At 68.5% G+C, this 12,653-nt stretch carries 10 protein-coding genes; 4 read left to right on the top strand and 6 right to left on the bottom strand.

Translation table 11 applies throughout. The features are described from left to right. A partial coding sequence (locus RI841_RS01095; protein WP_405000892.1) for a YheT family hydrolase occupies positions 1-559 on the top strand: 559 nt, incomplete at its 5' end. Here RI841_RS01095 and msrA read toward each other — a convergent pair. The 4 genes from msrA to RI841_RS01075 are packed head-to-tail and all read right to left on the bottom strand — an operon-like array spanning position 540 to position 7,967. Beyond that, a complete protein-coding gene (gene msrA / locus RI841_RS01090; RefSeq protein ID WP_310703689.1) occupies positions 540-1,154 on the bottom strand; it encodes a peptide-methionine (S)-S-oxide reductase MsrA in 615 nt (204 codons plus the stop codon). The two genes, RI841_RS01095 and msrA, sit on opposite strands and share 20 nt — an antisense overlap. A 51-nt stretch (positions 1,155-1,205) precedes the next feature. Beyond that, the gene (locus tag RI841_RS01085) at positions 1,206-5,219 is read right to left on the bottom strand and encodes a translocation/assembly module TamB domain-containing protein (protein ID WP_310703688.1); all 4,014 of its coding nucleotides are present in this window, start codon (positions 5,217-5,219) and stop codon (positions 1,206-1,208) included. A 24-nt stretch (positions 5,220-5,243) separates the two neighbouring features. Beyond that, positions 5,244-7,097 (bottom strand): autotransporter assembly complex family protein, encoded by a 1,854-nt coding sequence (locus RI841_RS01080; RefSeq protein WP_310703687.1) that lies wholly within the window; start codon positions 7,095-7,097, stop codon positions 5,244-5,246. Positions 7,098-7,124: 27 nt separating this feature from the next. After that, positions 7,125-7,967, bottom strand: coding sequence for a hypothetical protein (locus tag RI841_RS01075; protein ID WP_310703686.1), 843 nt, complete (start codon positions 7,965-7,967; stop codon positions 7,125-7,127). A gap of 248 nt (positions 7,968-8,215) precedes the next feature. On the opposite strand from RI841_RS01075, the gene RI841_RS01070 reads away from it, so the two are divergent. Then, the gene (locus tag RI841_RS01070) at positions 8,216-8,794 is read left to right on the top strand and encodes a Fe-Mn family superoxide dismutase (RefSeq protein WP_310703685.1); all 579 of its coding nucleotides are present in this window, start codon (positions 8,216-8,218) and stop codon (positions 8,792-8,794) included. A 110-nt stretch (positions 8,795-8,904) separates the two neighbouring features. Here RI841_RS01070 and RI841_RS01065 read toward each other — a convergent pair whose 3' ends face one another. Then, entirely contained in the window at positions 8,905-10,194 is a 1,290-nt protein-coding gene (locus tag RI841_RS01065; RefSeq protein WP_310703684.1) for a UDP binding domain-containing protein, read from the bottom strand. A gap of 5 nt (positions 10,195-10,199) precedes the next feature. Next, positions 10,200-11,090: a UTP--glucose-1-phosphate uridylyltransferase GalU gene (galU, locus tag RI841_RS01060; RefSeq protein ID WP_310703683.1), complete on the bottom strand. Its 891-nt coding sequence runs from the start codon at positions 11,088-11,090 to the stop codon at positions 10,200-10,202. A gap of 144 nt (positions 11,091-11,234) precedes the next feature. Here galU and ubiG point away from each other — a divergent pair, with 144 nt between their 5' ends. Together ubiG and RI841_RS01050 are read left to right on the top strand one after the other, a co-directional pair. Next, entirely contained in the window at positions 11,235-11,960 is a 726-nt protein-coding gene (ubiG, locus tag RI841_RS01055) for a bifunctional 2-polyprenyl-6-hydroxyphenol methylase/3-demethylubiquinol 3-O-methyltransferase UbiG (protein WP_310703682.1), read from the top strand. Next, positions 11,960-12,634: an HAD-IA family hydrolase gene (locus RI841_RS01050; RefSeq protein WP_310703681.1), complete on the top strand. Its 675-nt coding sequence runs from the start codon at positions 11,960-11,962 to the stop codon at positions 12,632-12,634. The genes ubiG and RI841_RS01050 overlap by 1 nt, the downstream gene beginning before the upstream one ends. Positions 12,635-12,653 lie beyond the last annotated feature (19 nt).

The raw sequence follows: 12,653 nt of genomic DNA, 5'->3' as shown, positions 1-12,653 counted from the left end.
CCTGGACTTGGCCGGGGCCATCGTCATCAGCGCCCCGCTGGATCTATCGGCCTGTGCCGACACCCTCCACCAGGGCTTCTCCAGGGTCTACGAACGCCACCTGCTCGGCTCGCTGAAGCGCAAGATGGCCCCTCGCCTGGCCAGTGGCGAACTGCCGCTTTCGATCACCCCGCAGGGGCTCGAGGCCCTGTCGAGCCTGCGTGACTACGACGAGGCCGTGACGGCGCCTCTGCATGGCTTCGACGGCGCCGAGGATTACTACCGGCGTGCCTCAGCCGGTCCCCTGCTGGACCAGGTCGAGCTGCCGATGCTCATCCTGCATGCCGACGATGATCCCTTCATGCCGCCGGCATTGTTCAGGCGTCTACCCACACCTTCCGACTCGGTGCGGGTGGAGCTCGCCCGACACGGAGGGCACGTCGGGTTCGTGGAGTGGCGAGAGAGAAGGATGAAATCATGGCTGGCTCACCGGGTCACTCACCAGCTCGAAGCCTGGGAGCGTCCCGTGGAGCGGGTGGGCTGGTCCGCCGGGTGGAGGTTCAGCCGATCGGGCAGCTGACGCCGGTCCCCTTCAGGCCGCAGTAGCCCCCCGGGTTCTTCGCCAGGTACTGCTGGTGGTACTCCTCGGCGTAGTAGAAGGCCTCGAGGGGCTCGATCTCGGTGGTCACGGGCCCCCTGCCGCTGCACGAGAGCGCCTCGGCATAGGTCTCGCGACTGCGTTCGGCTACCTCGCGCTGGCCAGGCGTGGTGGTGAGGATGATCGAGCGGTACTGGCTGCCGATGTCATTTCCCTGGCGGTAGCCCTGGGTCGGGTCATGGGCCTCCCAGAACACCCGCAGCAGGGTCTCCAGGTCGATCTGGCCGGGGTCGAAGACCACCCGCACTACCTCGGCATGGCCGGTCCGGCCGCTGCAGGTCTGCTCGTAGGTGGGGTTCGGGGTCACGCCGCCGGCATAGCCCACCGCGGTGACGTGCACGCCCGGCAACGGCCAGAAGAGTCGCTCGGCCCCCCAGAAGCAGCCCAGACCGAGCACGATCTCTTCCATGCCCTCGGGCCATGGGGGCTGCATGGCGTGACCGTTGACCAGGTGGGTTCCGCTGATCGGCAGCGGCGTGTCGCGCCCCTCGGGCGCATGGTCGGGATGCAGTGGCATGGGTGGGGCTCCATTATCCGTTGGAATATCCGCCTGGTATGGCGGGTTGTCTCATGGGCTCGGGGGGTTGCCCGGCAAGCTGAAACGGTAGACCAGGTCGACCGCCTGGGCCGCCCCCGAGACTGCCTCGAGATAAAGGCTGCGCCACAGCTGGTAGCGCAGGGTGAGCTCGGCGATAGGCGAGAAGACGCCCACCCCGTAGCCGATACTCAACCGATCGGTCAGATTGCCGGTGACCACTACCTGGCTCTCCTCCCCGGCCCCGGCGGTGTCGAGGCTCAAGTCGTCGATGCCGAAGGCCTCGCCGATGGCGCCCACGGCGCCGCCTGTCTGCCCCAGAGTGAGGCCGATCAGCGCCGAGGTCAGGGCCCCATCGGCACCGCTGCTGCTGTCGGGAGCGCGGCCGCGCAGCAGGTAGGAAAGTGCACTGGCCTCGTCCATGGCCGGCTCGGAGAAGATCTCCAGGGTGGGGGCGTCCGCCGAGCCGGTGACGCGCAGGCCGGCGATCACTTCATCCAGGGTGGCCGCGGGATTGCGGATCGCTTCGAAGTCGAGCAGCGGCTGTCCCGGGGGACCGCTGAAGAAGATGATTCCCTCACGGATCAGCAGGTCCTGGCCAAAGGCCCGGAAGCGGCCATCGACCAGACTGACATCGCCGAACAGCTGGATCGGCCCGCTCTGCTGGCGGACCTCAAGGTTACCCGACAGACCCGCTTCCAGGCCATAGGCTTCCAGTTGCATGTCCGGCCCCAGGGAGAGGGTGATCAGAATGTCGATGGCCATGCCGGACCGGGCCATGGCCTCGGCGGTGGATTCGCCCGGCGGTTCACCTGCCACGGCCTCGGCTTCAACGGACAGACGGTCCTGCTCCTCGGTGATGATCACTTCGTCCGGGCTCGGGGCCATGGCCGCGTCGGGCACCTCCCCCACCTCGAGCCGCGCCCAGGGGATATCGACCGCCCCACGGACCTGCAGCCGCTCCGAGGTGGCGCGGATTCTCAGGTCCGGGGCCAGGCGCATGCGGCCGAAGCTCGGCAGCACTGCCAGTAGGGGATCATCAACGGCCTGCAAGTCGACGGCGGCCTGCCAGCTGCCCGACGCCGGCCAACGCGCATTGCCGCCGATCTCCAGGCGCCCCTCGTCGGCCATCAGGAAGCCGTTGATGTCGGCCCGGTCGCCGGCCAGCTCCACGACCAGCTCCCCGTCGCGAACCTCCAGCGGCAGCTCCAGGCCGCCGGCCCTCAGCCCCGCCAGGGCGAGCCGGCCATCGAGCCGGGGCATCTCGCGGGTGCCACCGATGCGGATATCGCCGTCGAGTCCCCCTTGCAGAGTCTCCAGGCCGGCCGCCAGAGGACGATAAGGCGCCAGGCGCAGGTCATCGATTCGCAGCCGGCCGTCGAGAGCGCCCTCCCCCAGCGGCTCGTCGATGCCGAGGGCCAGGCGCAGCTCGCCGCTGTCGGCCAGCCCCAACACCAGGTCAAGCTCCGCTTGCGACTCGCTGGCTTCCAGCGACACTCCCAGCGAGGTGCCGGGGACCGACCAGGGTCGACCATAGGCGTCCTCGCCGGTGACCTCGGCGCGGCTGTCGAGATCGGCGGCCAGCTCCCAGCGCGCTCCGCCGGCGGACCAGCCGGCCGCCAGCGTGCCGGCGCTCTCGCCGCTGATGCGCCACCCTGGCGGCATGGTGGCGTCGGCCAGGTCCATGGGCAGGTCACGGATGACGAGCGCCGCCCGGCCGGCCTCTGCAGCGGCCTCCAGCGGCTCGGTCAGGCACAGCTCGCCCCCCTGGCGACGAATCAGGCAGAAGGGGGCCACCCGCGCCGAGCCCGCGAGCAGGTCGGCGTCGAAGGTCAGCGCCTCGGCAAGGCGGATATCGCCGAAGTCGCTGTCGACCTCCAGCGGTGACAGGACCCCGTGATAGCGCTCCCGGGTGCCGCCGAGCCCGCCCTCCAGGACCAGAGCCAACCGCGACAGCGGCATCTCGTCGCCGCCCTCGGCGGCCAGGCGCAGGACGTGTTCGGAGAGACGACCCTCGACGTTCAGGGTGAGCACGTCGAGACGCTGCCCACCGGCCTCGAGGCGGCTGAGCTCCAGGGCCAGCGCCAGGTCGGGGTCCTCCAGGCCGGCGACACGTGCCGTGAGGTCGAGCGACTGCACCCCATTGCCGGCGAAGGCCAGCGAGCGACCGGTCAGCGCGAGGTCGAGCTCTGGCGCCTCCAGGGTGCCGGCCGTGGTGAAGCGCCCGGCCAGGGTGCCGCCGAGGTCAGGGTAGAGGCTCTCCAGCGCAGGCATGTCCAGGTCGCCGGCCAGGTCCAGGGCCTTGCGGGTCACCCGCCCGGCCATGCTGACCCGGTTGGCGCCCTGGCGGAAGTCGAGGGTCTCGATATCCCAGCGCATCTCGCTGTCCCCGGCGAGGACGGCCTCGAGACTCAGTGGCCGATCGTCCAGTACGCCCTGGATATCCAGCCCCGGCACCTCGAGTCGCCAGCCCGCGTCATCCTGGACGAAGGCCAGCTCGCCGCCGCCGCCCAGGCGCCCATCGAGCCCCTCGACGAAGCGGCCGGGGTCCACGTTGTCCAGCGACAGCGTGGCCTCGACGACGAGACCCTCGTGCCAGGCGGCCTGGCCGCGACTGACCAGCACGGCGCCCAGCTGATTGACCGTCAACGGTGACCAGCGGAAGTGGTCGAGGTCACCGCTGCCACTGACCAGCAGGTCGGTGGGCGGCAGCGCCGGGCCCCGGACATTGAGCGACACCCGACTGCGATAGTCGACCAGGCTGCCCTCCAGATGCACCGCGAGGTCCTCGACGTGCCAGGGCTCGACGGTCGCTTCATCCGGCGCGTCGTCCCCCTGGACCGGCTCCTCCTGCGCCCCGCTTGTCGGCACCTCCTCGGCCTCGGGCAGCGGCCACTGGAGGGCATCGCTCTGCAGTGAGGCCGAGAATGGCAGAGCCGGGTCCAGGGCGTCGAGTCGCGCCACCAGCTGGGCCTCCACCGGGCCCTGAGTGACCAGGTCGACCTCGAGATCAGCCAGGCTACCGGCGAGCGCGAGTTCGATGCGCTCCCCCGCCAGCGCCGGCATCCGCTCCGGGAGGTAGAGGTCCGCGGCCAGTCGGGCCTCCAGGGGATAGTCGTCGCGAAGCGTCACGCGGGCCTTCAGCTCGGCATCCGCATCGGCGGTGGCGACCGCCAGGGTGTCGATCTCGACCTCCTGGCCGCGGGCGCTGAGGCGCACCAGCAGCTGCTCCACGCCATACTCGACCGACCCGGCCATGGCGAAGTCCTCGATGGCCAGTTCCGGCACCTCCACGGCAATCGGCAGGGACACCTCGGGGAGCACACGCCGCGGCTGCTCGTCGAGGGGTAGGTCGGCAAGCCCCTCCAGTTCGGCGGCAGCCCGGGCCGTCAAGGGCGAGCGCACGGCGATGGCCGCATCGATGGCCGTCGCCGAGAGCCGGGGCCCTTCCTGTTCTGCCTCGCTCAGGGCCAGGCGGATACCCGCCGAGAGCGGGAGAGTCAGGCGCGTCTCGGCCAGTCGGGTCGGCAGAAGGGTCAGGGTGTTCTCCTCGGCCCGGAGGCCGCTGGTGAAGGAGGCCCAGGTCAGCTGCGTCCCGTCGGCGAGCTGCAGGGTCACATCGCTCAGCGACAGCTCGCGCAGTGCCACCGGGAACGGCAGGCGGATCTCCGCGAGGGGCGCGCCGCCCCCCTCCTCCGACGCCGCCCCAGGCTCGACGTCGGCTTCTGCCAGGCGGATATCGGCGCCTTCCATGGCCAGTCGGTCGATGCAGAGCTGACCCTGCAGGACGCACTCCTCGGACCAGGCCAGTTCGAGGCGGCTCAGGGCGATGCGGGCCGCTCCGGCCTCCAGGCGAAGGTCATGCAATACCAGGCGATCAAGCGGGGCGCCCTCCACGGCCCCCAGTTCGTATAATCCGCGCTTGGCGCCCTGCTCGAGCAGCACGCCGGTGCCCCAGGGCGAGAGCGCCAGGCCCAGCAGAAACAGTGCCAGGCCCAGTAGCCATATTGGCAGGACGATCAGCAGTCGGGCCAGGGCCCAGGACAATGCACGGGTTCTCAATGGGGACCCTCAGAATTCCGGGCCGATGGCGAAGTGGATGCGGAAGGCATCCTCCACGTCAAAGGGGTGGGCAATATCGAGGCGAATCGGGCCGACGGGAGAGATCCAGCGTACGCCGAGGCCGGCGCCGGTATTGAGGTCGCCCGGGCTCCAGTCGCTGAAGGCATCGCCGGTGTCGACGAAGCTTGCCGCCCACCACTTGCCGGTGATGCGGCGCTGGGCCTCCAGACTCGCGGTGAACAGTTGCTCGCCGCCCACCAGCCGGCCATTGTCGTTCTCGGCGGCGAGGCTCTCGAAGGCGTAGCCGCGCACGCTGCGATCGCCGCCGGTGAAGAAGCGCAGCGAGGGCGGCACATCCGCGAAGTCGTCGGTGGTGATGCTGCCGACACCGACCCGGCCGACGAAGCGGTTATCGTCGCCAAGCATGCGGATCCATTCGCTGTCGCCGGTGAGGCGCAGGAACTCGGCAGCCGAGCCCCACCAGTCGCTGGAATACTCCACGGAAAGACGCTGTCGATCACCCCAGGTGGGAAAGGTGGGATGGCGGGTGCGGGTACGTGACCAGCTGATGCCGGGATAGAGCAGCAGCACCTGGTTGGAGACGCCGGCCTGGGTGAAGTCCTCGTAGGTGCCGCGCAGGTAGAGGGTCTGCTCCCAGCCGTTGTCGAACGTCCAGCGACGGGCCGCCTCCACCGTGCTCTCCAGGGTTCGGGTGTCCTCGTTATCCTTGTTGCGCAGGCCGTACTGGAAGCGGTAGCTGTCACGCAGCGGGTCGGCCAGCGGCAGGGTATAGACCCCGGTGAACTGCTGCTCCGGCCCCGAGAGGTAGAGGTCGTGATCCAGACCATGGCCGTAGTGGTTGATCCAGGGCTGGTTCCAGGCGAAATGCAGCCGGGGGCCCACGTCGGTGGCATAGCCCACCCCCACCTCGAACTGGTGGCGGTCGGCGGGGGTCACCACCACGTCGATCGGCACCTCGGGGGCGGCGGGGCGCTGCAGGCCGGCGGACGCCACCAGCGCCTCGGAAGCGATACGCGGCCCAGGGTCGACGGACCCCATGCCCTCGATATCGAGGAACTGCCACCAGCCCCGCTCGGCATCCGGCAGTGCCAGTCGGGCCAGTTCCCGGTCGAGGCGCGGGCGCACGTTCACCGAGGCGAACCACTCTGTCTGGCCCAGGCGCTGATTGAACCTGGCCACCTCGCTCGCCAGGTAGGCTTGCCCGCTGGTGAAGGGAGCCAGGGTTTTCAGCCGCGAGGGCTCGATATGATGCCCCTGGAAGGTCACGTCACCGAAGCGGTAACGCTTTCCGCTATCCAGTGCCAGGTAGAGCCGGGCGCTATTGGCATAGGGCCTGACCTCCATCCGGCGATTGGCAAAGCGCCAATCGAAATAGCCGCGCTCGAGGGCCAGGTTCGCGAGCCGGCTGCGCAAACTGTCGAAGGGGGCATGGCGCAAGCGGTCTCCCTCCGACAGGGGGAAGGCCTCGATCGCCTCGGTGAAGAGGGCATCCTCCGCGGCGTCGCCGGTCACTGAGAGCGAGAGGACCTCGATCCGCACCGGCTCTCCGGGACTGATGGCCAGGGTCACCCGAGTCGGTGCCTCGGGATCGTCGAAACGCGGTTCGATCCGGGGCGAGTAGTAGCCAAAGACCCGCAGCGCCTCACTGCTGCGCCGCAGTACCTCGCTCTCCAGACGAGCGGGACTGTACTGCTCGGCCTCGAGCCCATCGAGGTAAAGGCGAATGTTCTCCGCCAGCGGATCCTCGACGCCCTCGATACTTGCCTCGAGGGCCAGGGCGCCGGGCGCGAGGCCCAGGCAGACTGCCGCCATTCCCAGGCGTGTGAACACGCGATCATCCATTGGTAACGCTTCCTGACTGGCGACATGTCACTGGCGCAGGACCTCGAGCTGGGCACTCAACGCGAGTTGCGACTGGCGCAGCTCGCGAAGCCCGGACTCGACGTCCCGAAGCCGGTTGCCCAGCGACGCTATCCGTTCCTTCGCATCATCGCGTGATCCCGTCAGAGCTTCAACGCCGGCCTCGAGTTCCGACAGCGCTTCTTCCAGAAATGCCAGGCGCGATTGATGGGCATCACCTTGGTCGGCAACGCGTCCTTCCAGGGCCTCCAGTGCTGCAGCCAAGGTCTCGCGGCGGTCACTCCCCGCCTCGCGGGCCTCATCGAGGGCGACCAGGCGCTCGCGTAGCGCGGCTCGCCCCTCTTCGCCCACCCGCTCCAAGGCATCCAGGGAGGTCCGGGTCGCGGCCAGGGTGGCATCCCGCGTCTCGGCTTCCTCGCTGAGCGACGCTAGCCGAGTCTCGAGGGCATCGATCGCCTGCTCGAGTGGCGCCAGACGCTCTGCCCGCTGCGTCTCGAGCGTGGCCAGGCGCCCGTCGATCACCGCATCGAGCTCGACTTCCAGGTTGGCCAGCTCGTCCAGGCGATCCTGCAGCGTGGTGAGGGCATCCCCCCGGCCCTCTTCCGCGTCGAAGCGGGCATGCACGTTGGAGAGTTCACCGCTGACCCGGGCGAGTTCGGCCTGCAGGCGCGCCCGCTCCTGCCAGCCGGCCCAGGCCAGGGCGGCACAGGCGGCAATGAGCAACAGCACCAGCAGCCACAGGGGCCATACCCGCGGGGGGGGAGGCTGACGCCAGCGTTGCGCCGACAGGCTGGCATCCGGGTCCGGTACGATCGGCCGGGGGGACCGGGAGGTCTCCGGGCGCTCTGCCATGACGAACTCCTTCTCTGGTGAACTGGGTGGCCGGTGGCGCCGGCCGGGGCCGGTTGGATTGGCGCCCCCGGGGCCGGGTGCTATGATGCCGCGACAGCACCGACACATCGTCCTGATAGTGTAAGGTTTTTTGTCATCGAAACGCACGGGGCACGTCAACGCCAGCTGACGGGCCTTGAACCCCGACGTTCCGATGCCGCACCATGGTGTGCTGTACCGAGACCGATGACGACAAGGAGAGAGATTCGATGGCATTCGAACTGCCCGCACTGCCTTACGAGAAGAACGCGCTGGAACCGCACATCTCCGCCGAGACCCTCGAGTATCACTACGGCAAACACCACCAGACCTACGTGAACAAGCTCAACGAGCTGACCGACGGCACCGACGATGCCAACAAGTCCCTGGAGGAGATCATCAAGTCTTCATCCGGTGGCCTGTTCAACCAGGCGGCCCAGGTCTGGAACCACACCTTCTACTGGCACTGCCTGTCGCCCAACGGTGGCGGTGAGCCGAGCGGCGCGCTGGCCGAGGCCATCAATGCCAAGTTCGGATCCTTCGACAAGTTCAAGGAAACCTTCAACGCCCAGGCCGCGGGCAACTTCGGCTCCGGCTGGACCTGGCTGATCAAGACCGATGACGGCGGCGTCGACATCGTCAACACCAGCAACGCCGATACCCCCATTGCCCATGGCCAGACCCCACTGCTGACCATCGATGTGTGGGAACATGCCTACTACATCGATTACCGCAATGCGCGACCGAAGTACCTCGAGAACGTCTGGAATGTTCTCAACTGGGACTTTGTCGCCCAGAATTTCAGCTGATCGCCCGGCGCTGTGGCGCCAACCGGCTGAACGCAAGCGGCCCCGCCAACTGGCGGGGCCGCTTGCGTTGGTCAGCCCCGATGCGGGGCGACCAGGATCGCGAGCGCCTGCTAGGGATCGGCGCGTCGTCCAATCCCCCGGTAGTGCATGCCGCAGGCGGCGACATGGGCAGGGTCGTAGATGTTGCGACCGTCGAGCAGCAGCTTCTCGCCGAGTCGCTCGGCCAGCCGGGGCCAGTCGGGGTTCCAGTAGGCCTTCCACTCGGTGACCAGCATCAGCGCATCGGCCCCCTCGCAGGCCTCCAGGGGATCCCCCCGGAACACCTCGAGCAGCGGGTGCTCGCCGACCTCGGCCAGCACGGCCGGGATCGCCGCCGGATCGTGCAGGCGAACCCGCACACCTTGTGCCCAGAGTGCGCGCAGCAGCGTGAGCACCGGCGCCTGGTCGATGCGGGCGGTACCGGGCTTGAAGGCCGCCCCCCAGATGGCGATGCAGCGGCCCTCCAGGCGACCGTGGAAGTGTGCCCAGAGCTTGCGGAACAGCGTCTCCTTCTTGTGCTCGTTGATATCGAGCACCTGGTCGAGCAACGCCGAATGGCGCCCGCTCGCCGACTGGACGTCGGCCAGGCGCATCAGGTCACGGGAGAAGTTGGGGCCACCAAAGCCGCAGCCGGGATAGAGGTACTCGTAGCCGATGCGCGAGTCGGCGCCCATGCCTTGCCGCACATGTTCCACGTCGACCCCCAGGCTGTCGGCCAGTCCGGCGATATCGTTCATGTAGCTGATGCGCGTGGCAAGCATGCCGTTGATGGCCAGCTTGGTGAGCTCCGCAGCACGCCGGGGCATGCGCTGGAACACCTCACGACGGCGGTTGAAGGCGCGCAGCAGCTCGCGCACCTGTCGCTCCGCCCCGTCGTCGTCACAGCCCAGCAGCCAGCGGGAGGGCCGGGTGAAGGTCTCCCAGGCGCGCCCCTCCTCGAGCAGGTCGGCCAGGGCGACTGCCCGACAGCCGTCCAGTCGTGACTCCAGTTGCTCGGTCTCCCCCACCGGGAAGGTGGAGTTGTTGACCAGCGCCGCCCCGGGGCAGAGACCGGTCATCAGTCGCGCGACGCTGTCGGCGGCGTCCTGGCGCTGGTCCGGCGAGACGGCGAGCCAGAGCACGTCGAAGGGCTCGCCACCGGCGGCGTCCTGCTCGTCGGCGACCAGGCGCAGGCTGCCTTGGTCCAAGCCTTCCTCGAGACGGCGCATCAGTTCCGGTTCGCTGGTCAACCAGCCGCTGGTGGAGAGTGCCGGCCAGTCTGCCGAGGCGTGGGGTAGCCAGGTCACCCGGTGGCCGACCCAGGAGAGCGCCGCTGCGGCAGTGGCGGCGGCCAACTCGCTGCCATGAATCAGTACCCGCATGGGCCTCACTCCTCTCTGGCGTAGCGCGTCAGCAGCTCACGAAACCCCTGGCCGTAGCGCGCATGGCGGCGACCATAGGCGAGGATCGCTTCCAGGTAGCCCAGCTGATGGCCACAGTCGTAGGTCTTGCCACGCATCCGCCAGGCATCCACGCCCTCCTCGCGACGCAGGGTCTCGATGGCATCGGTGAGCTGGATCTCGTTACCGGCCCCCGGCGGGGTATCGGCGAGCAGCGAGAAGATGCGACCCGGCAGCACATAGCGGCCGATCACCGCCAGGTTGGAGGGCGCTTCATCGACAGGGGGCTTCTCCACCACGCCTGAGATCGGCCGCGACTCGCCGGGGCCCGGGAGCTCACCGCCAGTATCGACGATGCCGTACTTGTGAACCATGTCGTGGGGCACCTCCTCGACCATCAGCTGGCTGTGATGGCTGGCCTCGAAGGAAGCGATCATGCCGGCGAGGTCGTTGGGCTCGATGCCCTCGTCGTCGACCAGCACGTCGGGCAGCAGCACCGCGAAGGGCTCGTCGTCACCCACCACCGGGCGCGCGCAGAGCACGGCGTGGCCCAGGCCCAGCGGCTCGGGTTGGCGTACGCTGATGATATTGACCTCGGCAGGCACGATGGAGCGCAGCTCCTCCAGCAGCTCCGTCTTGCCCTTGGCCTCGAGGCTCGCCTCGAGCTCGAAGTGCTTGTCGAAGTGGTTCTCGATGGCGCTCTTGGTGCCATGGGTCACCAGCACGATATCGCGAATGCCGGCGGCAACGGCCTCCTGGACCACGTACTGGATCACTGGCCGGTCGACGATGGTGATCATCTCCTTGGGAATGGCCTTGGAGGCCGGAAGACAGCGCGTGCCGAATCCGGCAACGGGAAGAACAGCCTTGTTGATCATGGTGCGGTCCCTGTCACTATTGAGTGATATAGCGCCCCGGGAAAGCGTGGGAATGCTCTTCCGGGAGCGGGTACAATACCTCATGATACCGGACCGAGCCTGGCCTGCCAGAGTGTCAGGTCGGCGACAGCAAGGAGAGAGCAGATGAGTGCAAGCCACCCGGAAGCGGAGAACGTCGACCAGGCCGAGATCGCCAAGTTCGAGGGCCTGGCCGAGCGCTGGTGGGATCCGCAGGGCGAGTTCAAGCCACTCCACGACATCAATCCGCTGCGCCTGGACTTCATCGATGCCCGGACGGGACTGGCCGGGCGACGGGTGCTTGACGTGGGCTGTGGCGGGGGCATCCTTGCCGAGGCCATGGCTCATCGCGGTGCCGAGGTCACCGGTATCGACCTGGGAGAAGCACCGCTGGCCGTGGCCCGACGGCATGCCAAGGAGAGCGGTGTGGCCATCGCCTACCGTTGCATCAGCGTCGAGGAGATGGCCAGGGCCCACCCCGGCGAGTTCGACGTGGTGACCTGCCTGGAGATGCTCGAGCATGTGCCGGATCCCGGCTCGGTGGTCCGCGCCTGTGCCACCGTGGTCAAACCCGGTGGCCAGGTATTCTTCTCGACCCTGAACCGCAATCCCAAGGCCTATGCGCTGGCGGTGCTCGGCGCCGAGTATGTGTTACGCATGTTGCCGCCCGGCACTCACGACTACCGCCGCTTCATCCGTCCGTCGGAGCTGGCCGGCTGGTGCCGTGAAGCCGGCCTTGAGGTGCGCGAGCAGAATGGCCTGGTCTTTCATCCGTTGACCCGGCGCTATGCCCTGTCGTCGCACGATGTCTCGGTCAACTATCTGATGCACTGTCGCCGGGAGACGACGTGATGGCCGGGCAACCGCCCCGGGCCCTGCTTTTCGACCTGGACGGCACCCTGGTGGACACCGCGCCGGACCTGGCACGGGCCACCAATGCCCTGCGCCGCCACCATGGGCTGCCCGCCCTGCCCTATCCGGTAATCCGCGCCCAGGTCTCCAACGGCGGCAGTGCCCTGGTGACGCTGGCACTGGGCCTTGTCAAGGAGGCCGAGGGCCATGGCGAGGCGCGCGCCTTCCTGCTCGAGGCCTATGGACGGGCGGTGGCCGAGGAGAGCCGGGTCTTCTTCCCGCTGGAGCAACTGCTGGCAGAATGGGAGGCAAGCGCCCGCCCCTGGGGAATCGTCACCAACAAGCCTCGGGCCTATGCCGCGCCGCTGGTCGCGGCCCTGGGGCTTGCGCCCGGCGCCCTGCTCTGCGCCGACGACCTGCCGGTCAAGAAGCCCGACCCCGAGCCCCTGCGGGAGGCCGCGCGTCGTCTTCGGGCGACGGCGGCAGAGTGCTGGTATATCGGTGATCACCGGCGTGACATGCAGGCGGCACGCGCCGCCGGCATGGCCGCGATAGCGGTGGGGTATGGCTATGTCGAGGAGGGGGACGACTACAGGACGTGGCCGGCCGACCTCTGGTTCGATACCGCCGAGGCCCTGGTAGCGGCACTGCACGCCGCCAGGCGGGACGGGTGAAGAAGTACTTTGTGGGAGC

The sequence above is a fragment of the Halomonas sp. genome, assembly GCF_031581305.1.
Lineage (GTDB): Bacteria > Pseudomonadota > Gammaproteobacteria > Pseudomonadales > Halomonadaceae > Halomonas.
This window is presented reverse-complemented; position numbering and strand designations above follow the sequence as displayed.

Excerpts from the sequence above, each read along its gene's own strand:
- msrA (WP_310703689.1), bottom strand. The coding sequence starts at position 1,154 with ATGCCACTGCATCCCGACCATGCGCCCGAGGGGCGCGACACGCCGCTG.
- RI841_RS01080 (WP_310703687.1), bottom strand. The coding sequence starts at position 7,097 with ATGGATGATCGCGTGTTCACACGCCTGGGAATGGCGGCAGTCTGCCTG.
- RI841_RS01075 (WP_310703686.1), bottom strand. The coding sequence starts at position 7,967 with ATGGCAGAGCGCCCGGAGACCTCCCGGTCCCCCCGGCCGATCGTACCG.
- RI841_RS01070 (WP_310703685.1), top strand. The coding sequence starts at position 8,216 with ATGGCATTCGAACTGCCCGCACTGCCTTACGAGAAGAACGCGCTGGAA.
- RI841_RS01065 (WP_310703684.1), bottom strand. The coding sequence starts at position 10,194 with ATGCGGGTACTGATTCATGGCAGCGAGTTGGCCGCCGCCACTGCCGCA.
- galU (WP_310703683.1), bottom strand. The coding sequence starts at position 11,090 with ATGATCAACAAGGCTGTTCTTCCCGTTGCCGGATTCGGCACGCGCTGT.
- ubiG (WP_310703682.1), top strand. The coding sequence starts at position 11,235 with ATGAGTGCAAGCCACCCGGAAGCGGAGAACGTCGACCAGGCCGAGATC.
- RI841_RS01050 (WP_310703681.1), top strand. The coding sequence starts at position 11,960 with ATGGCCGGGCAACCGCCCCGGGCCCTGCTTTTCGACCTGGACGGCACC.